This window comes from Novosphingobium sp. NBM11 (assembly GCF_015390225.1).
In the GTDB taxonomy this organism is placed as follows: domain Bacteria; phylum Pseudomonadota; class Alphaproteobacteria; order Sphingomonadales; family Sphingomonadaceae; genus Novosphingobium.
In genome coordinates this window covers 3168806-3186406 of the sequence record NZ_VUOG01000001.1, presented here as the reverse complement: position 1 = coordinate 3186406, position 17601 = coordinate 3168806, and the positions used below count along the sequence as shown (strand labels likewise).

Here is a 17601-nt window from a genome sequence, read left to right as displayed (position 1 = left end):
CCGCCAATGTCATATGCGCTTATCGATTCTCCACAGACATCCGGGCCTTGTCGGCGACGTTCATCTTTTCCGCGCCAAGCGCCAGAGCCACATCCGCAGCCCCCGCCTTGATCGCCTGAACCGCAAGATTGAAGGCCGAAGAGCCTGAAGCGCAGGCGTTCTCGACGCTGAATACCGGAACACCGCTCAACCCGGCCCGACGGGCCGCGATCGGCCCTGGAATGGAATGCTGTCCTTGCAGGGCACCGTTGGTGGCCGTCGAAAAAAAGACCGCTTCGATGACGGCGGCGGTCGCCCCGGCATCGCGCAGCGCCAGCGCGACCGCCTGGCTGGAAAGGTCATGGATCGATTTGTCGAGATGGCGGCCGAAGGGGGTCATCCCCACACCGGCGATATAGACCTGGGTCATCGGGCGCCTCCTTATCGGCCGGTGAAGCGCGGGGCGCGCTTCTCGGCAAAGGCGGCCAGACCTTCGGCCAGATCGGCGGAGCGCAGGTGCGCGCGCAGCATGACCTGTTCGTGCAGCAAGGCATCGGCGCGCGACTTGTCGGCGCTCGTCCGCGCCACTTCCTTCATCCGCCGAAGCGCGATCGGGCTTTTCAGCGCGATCGCGGCGGCCAACCTGAGTGCGGCATCGCCAAGCTCGCCTTCGGGATGGACTTCGCTGACCAGCCCAAGTGCCTTGAAATCGGCGGCTGGCAGGGTCTTGCCCGTGAACAGCAGGTACATCGCGGTATTGAGCGGCACCAGGCGTGGCAGCACCGCCGCTCCGCCGCCGCCGGGATAGACTCCGAAATTGGCATGGGCATCGCCGATCTGCGCGCTTTCGGCCGCGAGCATGATATCGGCACACATGGCCAGTTCGAGCCCGCCGGCCATGGTCACCCCGTTCAGCGCGGCAATCAGCGGCTTGGGAAACGCGGCCAGCAGATAAAGCACCTCGCGGGCGCGATCTAGAAAATCCGCTTCGCCCGGGGCGGGCGGTTTCCCCAGTGCTTGCTTGAGATCGGCGCCGGCGCAGAAAGCGCCCCCCGTTCCTGTCAGGATGAGAACACGGCAGGAAGCATCTTCCGCCAACCGGGGAAGCTCCGCCCTGAAGCGATCGAGCATCGCCAGATTGAGCGCGTTCATCGCCTGCGGCCGGTTCATGACAAGCCGCGTCACGGGGCCGTGGGTTTCGACGAGGAGTTCGGATTCGATCATGCGTGGGTTCCGGTTCTGGGATCTGCCCTTTCCTTGCCGCGAACCTGAAAACCGCGCCTGTCCGCCCCGCCCAATTGTCGGTCATTTGCGTTTGATCTTGGCGGCGCTAAGCTTGGTCGTCATGTCGACCACCGTGCTGCATTCCAGTTCGATGCCTTCCGTCATCGCAGGCTACACCGGCGCGATAGCCCGTGCGCTCGAAAGCGGAGGTGTGGCCAGCGAACCGGTTTTCGCTCGCGCCGGCATCGCGACGGCAGACAGAAACGATCCGCTCGAACGTCTGACGAGCGAGCAGGTGACGCGCCTGTTCATGGTGTGCGTGGAAACGACCGGAGATCCCTATTTCGGGCTCAGCGTCGCCCGCTACATTCACGCTTCCAACATTCACGCGCTCGGCTACGCCCTGATGGCAAGCCGCACGCTGTGGGAATTCTGTCTCCGGCTCGAGCGGTACTTCGCGATCGTTTCCCAAGCGGCGGTGCTGCGCGTGGAAAGGGTGCAGGACCGGGTGATCCTGCATTTCAATCGTCGCACCAACCTGTGTGGTGAAACCGAGGACGCATTCCTGGCCTTCATGTTCCGCTTCATGCGCTTGCTATTGGGCAAGCCGCTGGCACCTGGCCAGGTCTGCCTGATGCGCGCCTGCCCGGCCGGGGGGCCGCAACCCTACCTGGAAGCATTCGGAGCCTTGCCGGCATTCGGGTGTGCGGAAGGCATGGTCGAATTCGATGCCGCGATCGTCGATGAATTGCTGGCAGGCTCTTGCCCGGATCTCGCCCAGTTCAATGACAGGATCGCCAATGAATGTCTGGCGAAACTGAATCGCACGGACATCGTTGCCCGCACGCGCGCAGCGATTGTCGAGCAACTTAGCAGCGGGCACTGCACCCGTGCCCGGATTGCGCGCGAACTGGGGCTTAGCCAGACCGCGCTGCAACTGCGCCTGTCCGATCGCGGCACCAGCTTTCACGAACTGCTGGACGAAACCCGCTCCGAACTGGCCCTGGGATACCTGCAGCAGAATGAACTCTCGATCACGGAGATCGCGTTCCTTCTGGGCTTCACGGATGCCAGCAATTTCACGCGCGCGTTCAAGCGGTGGAAGGGCAAGGCCCCGAGCGCCTATCGGCATTGACCGGCGACAACCGGCGCTCCCGCACCGGCGTGCGTCCTGACCCCACCCGTTCCGGCGCATTGAGGATCAACCGCAAATGACCGGTGATTAGGCGGCGCGGACAGGCGAAAGCGCGATAATCGCTCCAAGAAAGCCCCGACACATGGCTCGCCTGGCGAGGGTTTGGGGCGTTGCGCTCAAATCCACCGGGGCGGGCCTCGTTGCCAAACGGGGAGGATATAATGACCAGAGCTCAAGTCATCAGCCTGCTATCGGGCACAGCCCTGCTTGCCTTTTCCGGCGCCGCGACCGCCCGAAGCGCCGTGCCCTCCGTCGCGCCGTCCGGTGCGACTTCGGATACCGATGTTGCCGGGGCCGACGCGGTGCCGACCGGCGAAATCATCGTTACGGCGCAGCGCCAGGCGCAATCGCTTCAGGTCATCCCGATCGCGGTTTCCGCGTTCAATGCGCAAGCGCTTGAACGGCAGCAGATCAAGAACACCAGCGACCTGATGCTGACCCTGCCGAACGTGACGTTCACGAAGACCAGCTTCACCAGTTCCAGCTTCACCATTCGCGGCGTGGGTGATCTCTGCGTGGGCGCCACCTGCGATCAAGCAACCGGGATTCACATCAACGGATCGCCCACACCCAATACCCGCCTGTTCGAGACCGAGTTCTACGATATGGAGCGGATCGAGGTTCTGCGTGGCCCGCAGGGCACCCTGTTCGGGCGCAACGCGACCTCGGGCGTTGTCAATTTCATCACTGCGCGGCCGCAGATCGGCAAGTTCGTCGCAAGTGCCGAAGGCGAATACGGCAATTACAACGGGGTCAAGACGAAGGGCATGCTGAACGTGCCGATCGGGAACTCGATCGCGGTCCGCCTTGCCGGGTTCTATCTCAAGCGCGATGGATACACGCTCAACCTCGCGAACAACCATCGCATCGACGATCGCGACATGTACGGCCTGCGCGGCTCGCTCCGCTGGGAGGTTGGTCCGGACACCACGATCGACCTGATGGGGTCCTATTTCAATGAAAAGGACCATCGGATGCGCAGCCAGAAGCAGCTGTGCCATCGCGATCCCACCGGGGTTCTGGGCTGCCTTCCCGACAGCCGTGGCAGCGAATACGTCAACGCCAACGGGTTGCTGCTTGGCACCCTGCCGTCCCAGCAACTGTTCCGCGCCCAAGGTGGCGCCGTTCTGGGCGCGGCCTTCGGTGCCCTGGGGCTTACCAATCTTGCCGGCCCGGACGTGCTTTCAGGACAGGTCAAGCCGTCCGATCCCCGGATCATTAACACGTCGTTCGATCCGCAATATCAAACGCATGAAACGCAGATCCAGGGTTCGCTGCATCATGACTTCGGCAAGATCAAACTCGATCTGACCGGAATGTACAGCGAGAGCGCGGTGGCTTCGGCGCAGGACTGGGGCCAGGCCGTAGTCAACCGCTCCGCCTATGCCAGCGCCCTTGCCACGCTGCAAAACTATGCGACCTCGGGCATTCCCGGCATTCCCGGTTCCGCCGCCTATTTCGCACCGGCGGCGGCGGCGCTCATGCCGAACGGCCCGACCGGGGTGCTGTGTTCCTCGGTTCCGACTGCCTCCAATACCGGGGTGTTCGGCGGGAACCGGGTGTGCGGCGATAGCCCCGTGACGACGGACCGTTCCTCGCTGCGGACAAAGACCTGGTCTGCCGAGCTTCTGCTTACCAGCAAATTCGATTCCCCCTTCAATTTCCTGCTCGGCGCTACCTATCTCGACAACAGGCTCTCTGATTTTCACTACAACGTGAACGCCTTTGAACTGGACTATGCCGGCGCTGTTCTGGGCGCCCTCACGTCGCTGGGCCGCACGCTCACGGGTACGCCGACGCCGCCGAGCTATCTCGGCCCGACAATGTACGACAACTACACTCCCGATTTCCGGCTCAAGAGCTATGGCCTGTTCGGCGAAGCCTACTGGACGCCGAACGATCGCCTGAAAGTGACGTTGGGACTGCGCTACAATCACGACCAAAAGGAAAATCGCGCCCGCAACCAGCTTCTGAACTTCCTGGTGCCCTACGGCACCGCCGACGCATTCGGTTCGCCCTATGCTGCGGGCTTCGATGCCGATCCCTCGACATCCTGTTCGCCAAGCGGCGCGGCCATAGCGGGCGCTTATGGTTCGGTCAGCGGGTGCGAAAGCTACGCCGTCAAGCGCGCGACTTTCAGCGCGATGACCGGCCGGGCGGTCTTCGATTACCGCATCACCCAGGACAACATGATCTATGCGTCCTATTCGCGGGGCTACAAGTCGGGCGGGATCAATCCACCGCTGGCGCAGGGCCTGGGTGCGTCCACGACATTCAAACCCGAATATCTCAACGCCTTCGAGATCGGGACCAAGAACCGCTTCGCAAATGGCGCCCTGTCGCTCAACGCATCCCTGTTCTATTACCAGTACAAGGGAATGCAGCTTTCCCGCACGATCAACCGCACGGCGGTCAACGACAACGTGGATGCCGATATTTACGGGCTGGAAGCGGAGGCCGTTGTTCGTCCGACCCGGTCGTTGTCGATCAATCTGGGGTTCAGCTACCTGCACACGCGGGTGACGGGCGATCTGTTCATCCAGAATCCGCGTGATCCCGCCGCCGGACGCGATGATGCGGTTATCATCAAGGATATCAGCGCGGCTTATAATTGCGTCGTGACGCCCACGACGGCCGGGAACGGTGCTGGCGCCCGCCAACTGGTATCGCTCGTCAACAGTGCGGTCGGGCTTGCCGGACCGAGCGCCTTTCCAGTGGGCAGCGGGGTGAGCGCGACCGGCGCCTTCAGCCTCTGCTCCAGCCTAGCCGCGACCATCGCCAATCCCAGCGCACCGTTGCGCGCGCTGCTTTCCACTCCGACCGGAGCCTTGCCGTTTTCAGTCACCAACGTCGGGTTGGCGCAGAACGTCCGCGGAAAGCAATTGCCGCTGGCCCCCAACTTCAAGTGGAACGTGGGGGTGCAATACGAAATCGGCCTTGGCAGCGGCCTGAGCGTCGTGCCCCGCGCCGATCTGATCTATATCGGGGATAGCTACGGCAACATCTTCAACGGCCCGATAAACCGGGTCGCCGGATACAGCCAGATCAATGCGCAGGTGCAGGTCAATGGTCCCGAGGATCGCTGGTACTTGCGGGGCTGGGTCCAGAACCTTGCCAACAACAGCGCAATCACCGGATTTGGCATCGGCGATCAGTCGCAAGGATTGGTGACCAACATCTTCACCCTTGAACCGAGGCGCTATGGCTTGACTGCGGGAATGCGGTTCTGAAGATGCGCTCCGGCCCTTCGGGGCCGGGGGCGGCTGAAACATCCGGCGCGAAGTTGACCGGAGGAAGGCGGAGAGAGATGCTTGGATCAGGCAGTCGCGGGGCTGGAACCTGCAATATCGCACTATGGTTGGCCAAGGCGCCGTCCCGAGCCATCCGGTTCGCCATGGCGGCGTCTCTGGTCGCCGCAGGACCAGTTGCGGCCGGCACGCGGATCGAGGCGGATACCATCTTCGTCAACGGCAACATCATCACCATGACGCAGCCGAATGCCCGGGCGCAGGCCCTGGCGGTGCGCGATGGCAAGATCGCGGCAGTCGGCACGAATACCGAAGTGGAAGCGACCGGGACCAGAAAGACCAGGCGCATCGACCTGAAGGGGCGTACCGTCCTGCCGGGCTTCATCGATGCGCACGGCCACATTACGGAGGTGGCAAGGTGGCTTGGAGTGGCGCATCTATCCCCGCCGCCGGTCGGCACCGTCTCCACCATGGCGGACCTGCAGACAGCTCTGCGCAGCTACGCTCAGTCCCATCCCGATGGCTGGCTCGTGGCGGCAGGGTATGATGATGCGCAACTTGCCGAACGGCGCCATCCCACGCGGCAGGAACTTGACGCCGTTTCGGCTGATCGGCCGATCATTGCGGTGCACGCTTCCGGGCATCTTGCGGCGCTCAACACCAAGGCTTTGGAAATGTCGGGGCTGCTGCACCCCGGAAAGGTTGAGCCAGGTGGCGTGGTCCAGTTGGAGGCCGATGGCGCAACCGCGTCCGGAGTGATCGAGGAGGGCGCGCTGTTCAGGGTGATGTACACCTTGCCCCGCCCTTCGCCGGAGCAGCAGGCCGCTGCAATGAAGGCGGCGCAGGACATCTATGCCCGCAACGGCCTGACCACGGCGCAGGACGGCGCCACCACGCCCGATGCATGGGCTATGCTTCAGGCAATAGCGCGCCAGGGCGCACTGTTCCTTGACGTTCATGCCCTGCCATTGGTGACCGCGCCTTTCGCCGGCATCGACCAGGTGCCGTTCAACGCGCCTTATGCCGGGCATCTCAGGGCAGCGGGGATAAAGATCGTCCTCGACGGTTCGCCCCAGGGCAGGACGGCCTGGCTAAGCCACCCCTATCATATCGTACCGCCAGGCCGCGCGGCGGATTACGCGGGGTATCGGCAGATCCCGGACGACCAGCTGAAGGCCTTGCTTCGCACCGCGGCCGCTCATGACCGGCAGGTCTTTGTCCACGTCAACGGCGATGCCGCGATACAACAGCTGATCGACGGCGTGCGCGCGGTCGACAGCGAGGATGGCCCGAAGCTGAAGCGTACCATCGCGATCCATTCGCAGACGGCACGCCTCGATCAGTTGCAGGCCATGAAGCAACTGGACATCGAGCCGTCGTTCTTCGCCAGCCATACCTATTACTGGGGCGACTGGCACCGCGAGGTTACACTGGGGCCAGACCGGGCCGACCGGATTTCCCCGCAGCGCGATGCTTTCGATGTCGGCCTGCGCCCGACGATCCACAATGACGCTCCGGTGGTCATGCCCGACATGCTTCGGCTGATTTGGTCGGCCACCACGCGCCGCACCCGTTCCAACGATATTCTCGGCCCGCAGGAGCGGGTGTCTGTCTACGAAGCGCTGCAGGAGGTTACATCGAATGCAGCATATGAAATTCACGAAGAGAAGCTGAAAGGCACGCTCGAGCCGGGCAAGCTGGCGGACCTGGTCATACTCGACGGGGATCCGCTGACGATTTCGCCCGAAGACCTTCTTCGTTTGCATGTGCTGGCGACGGTCAAGGAAGGCGGGTTCGTCTTTGGTAGTTGACTTATCTTGGCGCTTGACCATCCAGATAGTCGATCAGCCTATATAATGCTCAAGCCTGCCGGGGCACCAGAGTTTTGGTAGATTTCAAGAAATCGGATTTGCAAGGCATTGGGGCGATCAGGCGAAGAGCTTGCGATTGCGCCCGCCGGCGAACTTAAGGGCTTTTCTCGCGAATCAGGCTGTGCTTCCGTGGTCTGGCCGGGACGATACGGCTTGCCTGCGCCACCGGAAGAACCCGCGCCGGGCAGCGACGAGTTGTTCCGCAACCAGCTCGGTAACGCGATCGACCTGAAACACTGACTGGTGAACGAATGGCAAATTCTGACGACGTTCCAATGGGTTTGGAACGACCGATTTAGAGGCGATTTATGTCACAACGCACCGGTAGCAGCCGACCGCACGACGTGGCGCAATGGCTACCGCGACCGCAGCCTCGATACCCGGCTCAGCACGCTTAACCTCAATATCCCCAAGCTGCGGATGGGCGCGTACTTTCCCGGCTTTCTGGAACCGCAGAAAACCGTCGAGAAGGCGCTGGTCGCGGTGATCCAGGAGGCGTGGATCGCCGGCGTCAGCACTCGGCGCATCGATGAGCTGGTTCAGGCCATGGGCATGACCGGCATCTCGAAGCCCTCGGTGTCGAAGCTGTGCAAGGACGTCGACGAGCGCGTCCACCGCTTCCTCAAGCGCCTGCTCGATGACCTGCCCCCGCTGGTTGGCGAGATACTTCATCGGGGACCGACGGTTAGGTCAAATCAGGCCTCAGAGTGCGAAGTCGCGGTCACGCGTGGCGGACCGCGCTTAACCGCGACTATCGAATTGAGCTTAGTCCCGTCTGCAATAGACTAGGTAGGAACGCCGCCGCGCCTGTGGGCAAACAGTCCAAAGCCAGCGATGGTCGCATAGCAAGCTGCCGGAAGCATTAGCGCAAAGCCAAGATTTCCGCCGGACGCATCGGCAAGAGCTCCTACCGCGAGCGGAACGATAGCGCCGCCACAAATGGCGACGTTGATGATGCCCGATCCGTCCGCTGTTCGTGCGCCCAACTTTTCGCAAGCCAGACTGAAGATTGTCGGAAACATGATCGAGTTCATAAGGCCGACGGCGAGCAAGGCATAGCCCGAGAGATGCCCGCTGGTCGTGACCGACAGGACGATCAACGCGATCGCGCCGCAGGCGTTGAAGCTGAGCACAAGCGCTGGGTTAAGCACGCGCAGGACGGCAGATCCGATGAAACGGCCAACCATGGCGCCGCCCCAATAGAGGCCGATCAGCTTGCCCGCCGCCTGTTCGGGCAACGCCATGATATGCCCCTGCACCAGGTAGCTGACGATGAGAGATCCGATCGAGACCTCGGCGCCGACATACAGAAAGATGCACAACGCTCCATAACCGAAGCGCGGGCGTCTGAGCAGATCGAAGCCCGCAAAGCCACCACCGGTTTCGTCCTTCTCCACCGGCAGGCGATTGCGGAACAACCACACGGCTCCCGCGACGACGGCCAAGGCGACGGCAGTCCCCAGATAGCCGTACACGATCGCGCCACTCTCCGCGCGACGATAGGCGTCGAGTGCTTCGCCGCTAAAATCATGGGCGGTGACTTTCGCCAAGCCGCCAAGGATCAGAGCCGAACCCGCGATCGGGAAAATCGTTGTCCCCAGCGAGTTGAAAGCCTGTGCGAACGTCAGGCGCGAGCTGGTGGTTTCGGGCTTGCCGAGCAGGCTGATCAGAGGGTTAGTTACCACCTGCACGATCACCACACCCGCGGCGAGCGTGAAATAGGCGGCCAGGAACAGCCCGTAACTCGCGGTTTGCGACGCGGGAACGAACGCGAGGCATCCTGCGATCATGATCACCAAGCCAGCAGCGGCCCCCCGCATGTATCCGACCTTGCGCACCAGCATCGCGGCCGGAATACCTATGACGGCATAGGCGGTGAAGAAACAGAACTGAACCATCATCGCCTGCGTGTAACTGAGCGTGAAAAGCTCCTTAAGTTTAGGAATGATCACGTCGTTCAGGCTCGTGATGCCGCCAAAAATAAAGAACAGGGCCATCACGGAATAACGCAATTCCGGCGCATCGATATTGCCGCCGGCGGACTCCACGGAAAATTGCGGATCACTGCTGGTCGAAGGGGTCATCGCCATGATTGGGCTCCTTGGTCTAGGAGGCAGAGCAAGCGCCCGAACGGGGCGCTGCAATGCCGTCAATCGAAAAGTCCATGATTGTGCCAGCGCCGTCACTGGACAGCTTCTGCCAATCTGGAAGGCCTGATCGATTGGGATTCCCGTTCTTGACGAAATTGACGATATAGGAGGCAATGGCTTTGCCCATGGCGTTATCGCGCGCCGTCGTCGCGCTCCCGTACTTGACGTCTTGCGTGTCGAAAAAGAACGGAATGTCACTCGCGTGCGAGGCGCCCCTGGCCGTGGATGACTGGGCAACATAAGAGAAGCAATAGCTGTAAACCGCTGCCCCCCGACGCGCCAACAGGCCGCCCAGTTCTCGCGCGCCTGCGATCATGCGCCCCGAGGGGCCACCAATGTCCGAGCTTGTCGCGCCGATCATGACGCGTAGCCGACGAAGGTCAGACGTCGCTAGGACGGCGCGAGGCTCATTGACGGTGATACCATCCACATAAGGTCCGGAATAGGTCGTGCTTGGCTTGCCAAGCGTGGCGAGGTTCAGATGGTCCATAATATCCCCGGAAGGCACACTACGGAGCCGGGCGGGATCGATAGGAGCGCCGTGCGCGTCGGCAAAGGCGCGTGCCTTTTCCTGCGCGGCGGCCAGGGTCGCGTCCCCGCCCATGCGGCCGTCCGCGCCTGACATCATGATGGCCTTTGAAAACTTGCCTTCGGTGAGCGGGGAGGCGAGCAGCATATTGACCGACATGCCGCCGGCGCTTTCCCCCATCAGGGTGATGTCATTGGGATCGCCGCCGAATGCGGCGATATTGCGTTTTGTCCATTCCAGCGCCGCCACCTGGTCGAGCACCGCATAATTGCCTGAATGGGGCCGCCGATCGTCATCATGATCCAATGCCGGATTGGCCATGAAGCCGAAGCGGCCGAGCCGGTAATTTATGCTGACGACAACTATCCCCCGCGCCGCGAGGCGAGCGCCCGAATAGGTCGGCGGAGACGAACCGCCGTTCACGAATCCACCGCCGTGGATCCAGAACAGCACCGGCAAGCGCCGGGCGCCGGCTGCCTTGGGTCGCCATACATTGGCGAACAGGCATGTTTCGGAAGGCGTGGCTCCCAGTGGCGCGGCGTCGCTGGGGAAAGGAATTTGCATGCAGTCTGCGCCATAGGCGGTAGAGTCCCTCACGCCCGCCCATTTCGCGGCAGGCTGCGGCGCTCGCCAGCGATTGTCGCCAGCTACGCTCGCCGCATAAGGAATGCCCTTCCAGGCGATCGAGCCGTTCTCGCTTGCGCCCCTCACGACGCCTGACTCGGTTCGGACAATCAGCGTCGCAGGCCGGGCAATGGCCGATGCCGGCAAGAAAGCCGCGACGATCAGTGCCACGGAAACACGCATATCCAGTTTCATGCTCGTTCCTCTCCATTGTCTGGCGCTGTCTGGCCGCTAGGATGGCTCGCGTCTGCGCCTCTTCATCGTTTGTCTATCGATTACCGGCCATCACACTTTCACGGGCCGGTCGCTCCGCGCGCTTTCGACAGCCGCATCCAGCCATTGCATGACGGTGATCGCCTCGGATGGCGGGATAGGGTTGGGGCCTTCCCCCCGGACAGCTGCGGTCATGGCCTGCCAAAAGAGGCGATAATCGCCCGCTACGTTGAGGTATGCGCTCACCCCATCGTCGGCTAGCGTCAGCTGCCCGCTGACAGGGTCCTGCCCCCAGCCCTCCCCTTCAGGCAGATGACCGGCGAGGGTCGCCGCTTCCTGTTGATCGGTGCCGCTCTTGGTCCAGCTCCCCTTGGTGCCGTGCACGATAAAACGAAGATCGTGATCAACGGCGGACTTCGACGAATGCAAGATGACCCGCCGTTGCGGATATCGGAGCGTGACATGAAAATAATCGGGCGCTGGCCCGTTCCCGCGTAATATGGCCAGGTCCGCGCTGATCGTTTCCGGTGGTCCGAACAGGACGAGGGCCTGATCAAGAAGGTGCGGGCCAAGGTCCATCCAGGAACCGCCCTCGCGCGCTTCCTTCCAGTCCGTCCTGGGCTGCGGGCGCCATCGGTCGAAACGACTTTCATAATGGACGATCTCCCCCAGCAATCCCTGTGTGATCAGGGACCGCAATGTCCTGAAATCCGCGTCCCACCGGCGGTTGTGAAAAGCCGTGACGATGCCTCTCGTCCGCTCCGCTGCCGCGACGACCCGCTGCGCGTCGCAAAGCGAGGCAGCGAACGGCTTGTCGATCACGACATGCTTGCCAGCCTCAAGGGCCTGCACCGCGTGATCCGCGTGGAGATGGTCGGGGCTGGAGACGACCACGAGCTCTATGTCGGGCAGCCTGAGCATCTCCTCGACGCTCGGCAGAACCACCACGTCCGCGATGTCGGCGCGAACCTTGTCCGGATCGCGCGATACGACCGCCCGCAACGACAGGTCGGGCGCGGTTCGGATATAGGGCGCGTGAAAGGCACGGCCACCTAGGCCATATCCGATCAAGCCAACACCAATGGGTTTGCGATGACTGATGTCTGTCATGGGCCGGGATATCCTTGCCGCCAGCGGCGCGCGTCAAATGGGATACTGGCCGGGCTGCGTTTCAATCGTGATCCACCGTGTCTCGGTAAAGCTGTCTATACCCTGCCGTCCGCCGAAGCGGCCATAGCCTGATGCCCCGACGCCTCCGAACGGCATCTGCGCTTCGTCATGAACGGTTGGACCATTGATATGACAGATGCCGGACCGGATACGCCGCGCGACAGCCAGGCCCCGTGCCGCGTCCCCGGTGAATATCGCGGACGACAGACCATATTCGCTGTCGTTCGCCAGTTCGATCGCGTGATCGGTGTCGCGCGCGCGGATGACGGCGACGATCGGGCCGAAACTTTCATCGCGGTAGAGTTTCATGGTCGAAGTGACCTCCGCAACGATGCTGGGCTGGATGATGACATCGCTGGCCTTGCCGCCGGTAACGACGGTAGCGCCCTTGGCGACGGCATCGTCTATCAGGTCGTTCAGATGGTCGACGGTCTTGCGGTCGACGACCGCGCCGAGCGGCGCCGCACCATCGCGCGGGTTGCCCGCGCGCATCGACCGGACCTTGTCGGTGAATTTCTGCAGGAACATATCCGCAACCGATTCGACGACGATGATTCGTTCGGTCGACATGCAGATCTGCCCCTGGTTCATGAATGCGCCGAAAGCGGCTGCCTTCACGGCTTCGCCCAGATCCGCGTCGTCCAGCACCAGGAATGGGGCCTTGCCGCCGAGTTCCAGAAGGCAGGGCTTGAGGTGATCGGCAGCACGGCGGGCAATAATCTTTCCGACGGTGGTAGATCCGGTGAAATTGATCCGCCGCACCTCGGGCGCGTCGATCAGGGCGCCTACCACGTCCCCGGCGTCTTGCGGAGCATTGGTGACGATGGACAGCACACCAGCGGGGAGACCTGCCTCCGCGAACGACTCGACGATGAGGCTGTGGGTCCGGGGGCAGAGCTCGCTCGCCTTGAGAATGACGCTGTTGCCGCACGCAAGCGGGACAGCAACGGCCCGGACGCCCAGAATGATCGGCGCGTTCCATGGCGCGATACCGAGTATCACGCCAACGGGTTCCTTAATCGCCATCGCAACGCAGCCAGGCTTGTCGGACGGAATCACCTCGCCCTGAATCTGCGTGGTAAGCGCCGCGGCTTCCCTGACGATGCCTGCGGCCAGGGCAAGATTGAAGCGGGCCCAATTTTCAGCGGCACCCACCTCGTCCATCATGGCGGTGACGAACGCGCTCTCCTTGGCCATGAGCGCATCGGCCGCCCTGTACAGAACCGCGCGCCGCGCATTGGGGCCAAGCGCGGCCCACGCAGGAAACGCGTCGCCCGCACGCGTGGCGATAGCGCGCACGGCATCGACGGTCATCGCCTCCGCCCGTGACGCAACTTCGCCGGTAATTGGGTTGAAGCGCTCGAATTCAGGCATCGTCTCTCTCCTGCTTTTATCCCTCCAAAAGCCCATAGATAAAAACTGTTGGACGTCCAACTAATATTTGCTATGGGAGCTACGACGGCGCTTCAACGACGCCGGGCCAGGAGAGGGAAGAAAGAGGATGATTTACCCCCGCATCGGAAAAATTTGCTCAGTGAGCGTGATGGCGTTGGCCAGTGCGAGCCTTTGGCAGCCTACGGCACAGGCTCAAACGACCGCCGCCTCGCAGGATGCTGCTGTCAACCCGCAGGATGCTGCAGCCCCCGCAACAGAGGCCGAAATCGTGGTGACGGGATCGCGCGTTGCATCCAGCGGCATGGCGCAGCCCACGCCGGTGACGGTCGTGAGTGGGGACAACCTTCAGGCGGCCTCGCCCAAGGGACTCGCCGAGGGCGTTCTGCAACTGCCCAGCTTCAACGGCTCCAATTCGCGCACCGCAGGTGGCGCTGCCGCCAATGCCGGGCACAGCTATCTCAACTTGCGCGGCCTAGGCATCAATCGCAACCTGGTGCTGCTTGACGGCCGGCGCGTCGTGGCGACCCAGGATACCGGCGCGGTCGACATCAACCTGCTTCCCCAGCTGTTGGTAAAGCGGGTGGAAGTGGTGACGGGCGGCGCATCGGCGGCCTATGGCTCGGATGCCGTCGCGGGCGTAACCAATTTCATTCTCGATGACCGCTTCACGGGCATCAAGGGGCTCGTCTCGCAAGGCATCAGCCGGTATGGCGACAGCAAGACCACGCGCGTGTCGCTTGCGGCCGGAACATCGTTCCTTGATGGCAAGCTCCGCATCGTGGGCAGCTTTGACTTCACGCGCGATACCGGGGTTGAAGGATACAACATCGGCGGCAAGCGTCGTGGCTGGCAGGAGCGGGCGCGCTTCCTCATCAACAACCCGGGCGTGACCAGCGCCAACCCTGCTTCGCCCAGCAACCCCACGCTGATCGTTGGCGATGACGTCCGGTTCCCGTTTGCAACCAACGGCGGGCTCATCACATCTGGCCCGTTCGCAGGCACGCAGTTCCTGCCGGGCGGTGTGACCGCCCCGATGGTTTACGGCACGAACCGCACAGCCAGCTCGATGTCGGGCGGCGACGGTGCGACGGCGGCGGGCACGGGCACCCTTTCAACGCCGCTAAATTCCAAAGTCGCCTTCGGCCATGTCGCCTATGGCGACGCCCAAAGCCTGGAGTTTTTTGCCGAAGGAATGTTCGCGCGAACCTATGCGACGAACAATGCTGGCGCCAACAGCTATGGCTTCAATGGCACAGCCTATCGCATCTTTGGCGACAATGCTTTTCTGCCGGCAAATATCAAGGCGACCATGGCGCCCGGCGACAGCTTCACGATGGGCCGGTGGAACGCGGACCTGGGAATCTATCAGAAACAGGTTGAAACTAAGGTGTATCGCGCGGTCTTCGGCGCGCGGGGCAAGTTGGGCGCGCACTGGGACTGGGACGCCTATTTCCAGCACGGCACCACGAAGGGCAACTTCACGGGCGGCAACGGCATCATCACGGCCAATCTCTACAATGCCGTGGACGCCGTGGTTAATCCGGCCAATAACCAGATCGTCTGCCGTTCGACGCTCACCAACCCCGGCAACGGATGCGTCCCGATCAATCTGTTTGGCGTGAATTCCGCGTCTCAAGCGGCGCGAGCCTACGTCTCGGGCAGCGCGTTCGCCAACCAGACGCTCAAGCAGGATGTGGCCGCGGCAACCTTGCGCGGATCGCCGTTTTCGACGGGAGCCGGCCCAGTGCAGGTCGCCATCGGCTACGAGCATCGCCGGGAAGGCCTGACGCAGGTGGTTTCTCCCCTGTCGACCATCCGGCAGGATGGCGGTGGCGCCCGTGGTTTCCCTGCCAGCCTGATCGGAGTTCAAGGCGGATATTTCCTTGGCAACTCCGCCCCGGTTGATGCGAATTACCACGTTGACGAAGCCTTTACCGAAGTCCAGGTGCCGCTGGCGAAGGATCAGAGCTGGGCCTATTCGCTTGAATTCAATGCCGCAGGCCGTGTAACGCATTATTCCACGGCAGGGACGGTGTGGACCTACAAGGTCGGTCTGGACTATGCACCGGTTTCCGACGTCCGTTTCCGCGGCACGCTCTCGCGAGACATTCGCGCACCCAGCCTTGGTGAACTTTACCTGCCGCAGGCGCAGACCATCGCCGCAGTGCTTGATCGCCAGAATAACAACGCGGCCGTCACTGCGACGATACAGCTGCCCGGCAATCCCAATCTGCGTCCGGAAAAATCCGACACGAAAACGGTTGGCATTGTCTTCACCCCGAGCTTCCTGCCCGGATTCAGCGCTTCGGTTGATTATTACGACATCAAGATCAAAGACGCGATCGGGCGCTTGTCAAACCAGCTGACGGTCGATCAGTGCGCAGCCGGCAATGCTGCCGTGTGCAACCTCATTACCCGCAACAACGGCGCCATTTCGTTGATCTCCACGCCGAACCTCAACCTTGCGACGCTCAAGACGCGTGGTCTGGACATCGAGGCGAACTACAGCTTTGGTCTGGGCACGGTCTTCGGCACTTCGGCAAGCGCCTCGATCCGCGCTCTGGGTTCCTATGTAGCGAAGCTCGAGACCACGACTCAGGGTTCCGCGCCGGTGGATCGGGCCGATCAGACCCCGTTCCAGACGACGCTTAGCGCCAAAATCGACATCGGACGCTTTTCAGCGTTGCTTCAGGAGCGCCGGGTCGGCCCACGCCAGATCGACACCACCTACTCCCCGTCGTTCATCGGGAGCAACCGGATCGGCGCCGTTTGGTACACCGATATCAACATCACCTATCGCCTCGGCGGCAAGCTCGAAGGGGTCGAGATATTCGGCGCAGCCAACAATCTGTTCGATCGCGATCCTCCGACGGGCAACGTCACTTACGGCGTGGGTGGCTCGCCAACGCTCACGCAATTTTACGATGTGGTGGGTCTCTACATGACCGGAGGCATTCGCTTCAAATTCTGAGCCGCTCCGACTCCCGAGCGGCGGCGACGAGAATTAGGCCGCCGCTCGGGCTTGAGAAGCAAAAACGAGATGGGAGACTTTCCGTGAGCAATCTCATAAAAACGGCGATCGCCGCTTCGCTGCTCGGCATGGCAAGTCAGGGGGCTCTTGCCCAGGCTTGCGATCGAGCATGTCTGACAGGAATGATGAACAGCTATGTCGACGCATTGCCTCGACATGACCGCTCGTCGCTACCGATCTCCGCCAACGCTCGGGAAACCATCAACGGGCGCGAATCCAAGGCTGAATCGGACTATCTCTGGCAACTGGTCGACGGCGTTCCATACCGGCAAATTTCGGCTGATCCCAGCACAGGGGAAGTTGCTTTGGTGGGCGTGGTGACGGAGGGGGGTGCGCGCGGACCCTACTGGCTGCGCCTGAAGGTGCAGAACCGCAAGATCACCGAGATCGAGCAGATCGTTGGTGCGCGGACCGCTGGCGGTGTGCCAGGGCTCGCCGCGCCCAACCCCTATTTCGAAGAGGTGTTGCCCAAAGAGAGCCGCTCCACGCGCGAGCAACTGATCGCTATCGCCGACAGCTATTTCGAAGGGCTGGAAAAGCATAGCGGTGCTGCTGTGCAGACGGCCCCCAAATGCCGCCGCTTCGAAAATGGCAACCAGACATCGCTGAACCCGCTCGGCAACAACTGGCCGTGTGACGAGATGGATGATTACGTCTACATGGACAAGATCAAGGAGCGGCGCTTTCCCATCGTCGATGTCGAGCGTGGGGTCGTCGTGGGCGCGATGGTGATCGAGGTTTCGAAGCCCAAGGCTCCAGCTGTACCTATTACCAATCCTGGAACTGGCCCCAACCCCCAAAGCATTCCACTTTTCAGCCGGCCTCATGACACGCTGATCCAGGAAGTGTTCAAGATTTCCAACGGCAAAATTCAGGAGATCAACGTGATCCGGCAGGACATGCCCTATCGGTGGGGCGGTGGGTGGTGATCTCACATCTTCGCCGTGTCGACAAAGCAGGAATGATGGGCGA

Annotated in this window: 11 protein-coding genes and 1 pseudogene; 6 read left to right on the top strand and 6 right to left on the bottom strand. The window is 62.2% G+C overall.

Annotated features, from left to right (window positions below; genetic code table 11):
• Positions 1 to 19: 19 nt before the first annotated feature.
• Positions 20 to 409 carry a beta-ketoacyl synthase N-terminal-like domain-containing protein gene (locus F1640_RS15615; RefSeq protein ID WP_194919999.1) on the bottom strand — a complete coding sequence of 130 codons (390 nt, stop codon included), beginning with the start codon at positions 407 to 409 and terminating at the stop codon, positions 20 to 22.
• An 11-nt stretch (positions 410 to 420) separates the two neighbouring features.
• Positions 421 to 1203 carry an enoyl-CoA hydratase/isomerase family protein gene (locus F1640_RS15610; protein WP_194919998.1) on the bottom strand — a complete coding sequence of 261 codons (783 nt, stop codon included), beginning with the start codon at positions 1201 to 1203 and terminating at the stop codon, positions 421 to 423.
• Between F1640_RS15610 and F1640_RS15605 the strand changes: the two genes are divergently transcribed.
• The 4 genes and pseudogenes from F1640_RS15605 to F1640_RS15590 all read left to right on the top strand — a co-directional run.
• Positions 1202 to 2338: an AraC family transcriptional regulator gene (locus F1640_RS15605; RefSeq protein WP_194919997.1), complete on the top strand. Its 1137-nt coding sequence runs from the start codon at positions 1202 to 1204 to the stop codon at positions 2336 to 2338. The two genes, F1640_RS15610 and F1640_RS15605, sit on opposite strands and share 2 nt — an antisense overlap.
• A 221-nt stretch (positions 2339 to 2559) precedes the next feature.
• Positions 2560 to 5628: a TonB-dependent receptor gene (locus F1640_RS15600; RefSeq protein WP_194919996.1), complete on the top strand. Its 3069-nt coding sequence runs from the start codon at positions 2560 to 2562 to the stop codon at positions 5626 to 5628.
• A gap of 164 nt (positions 5629 to 5792) precedes the next feature.
• Complete coding sequence (locus F1640_RS15595; RefSeq protein WP_194919995.1) at positions 5793 to 7457, top strand: amidohydrolase; 1665 nt, start codon at positions 5793 to 5795, stop codon at positions 7455 to 7457.
• Positions 7458 to 7850: 393 nt separating this feature from the next.
• Positions 7851 to 8168: pseudogene (locus F1640_RS15590) on the top strand (transposase); the annotation flags it as partial.
• Positions 8169 to 8302: 134 nt separating this feature from the next.
• On the opposite strand, the gene F1640_RS15585 reads toward F1640_RS15590, so the two are convergent.
• The 4 genes from F1640_RS15585 to F1640_RS15570 form a co-directional block, all read right to left on the bottom strand.
• Complete coding sequence (locus F1640_RS15585) at positions 8303 to 9607, bottom strand: sugar MFS transporter (protein ID WP_194919994.1); 1305 nt, start codon at positions 9605 to 9607, stop codon at positions 8303 to 8305.
• Between the two features lie 16 nt (positions 9608 to 9623).
• Positions 9624 to 11015 carry a carboxylesterase/lipase family protein gene (locus F1640_RS15580; protein ID WP_194919992.1) on the bottom strand — a complete coding sequence of 464 codons (1392 nt, stop codon included), beginning with the start codon at positions 11013 to 11015 and terminating at the stop codon, positions 9624 to 9626.
• 90 nt (positions 11016 to 11105) lie between these two features.
• Positions 11106 to 12143, bottom strand: coding sequence for an oxidoreductase (locus tag F1640_RS15575; RefSeq protein ID WP_194919990.1), 1038 nt, complete (start codon positions 12141 to 12143; stop codon positions 11106 to 11108).
• 33 nt (positions 12144 to 12176) lie between these two features.
• Positions 12177 to 13577: an aldehyde dehydrogenase gene (locus tag F1640_RS15570; protein ID WP_194919989.1), complete on the bottom strand. Its 1401-nt coding sequence runs from the start codon at positions 13575 to 13577 to the stop codon at positions 12177 to 12179.
• Between the two features lie 127 nt (positions 13578 to 13704).
• On the opposite strand from F1640_RS15570, the gene F1640_RS15565 reads away from it, so the two are divergent.
• Together F1640_RS15565 and F1640_RS15560 are read left to right on the top strand one after the other, a co-directional pair.
• A complete protein-coding gene (locus F1640_RS15565) occupies positions 13705 to 16569 on the top strand; it encodes a TonB-dependent receptor domain-containing protein (RefSeq protein WP_194919988.1) in 2865 nt (954 codons plus the stop codon).
• Positions 16570 to 16652: 83 nt separating this feature from the next.
• Positions 16653 to 17558 (top strand): hypothetical protein, encoded by a 906-nt coding sequence (locus F1640_RS15560; RefSeq protein ID WP_194919987.1) that lies wholly within the window; start codon positions 16653 to 16655, stop codon positions 17556 to 17558.
• Positions 17559 to 17601: the final 43 nt, after the last annotated feature.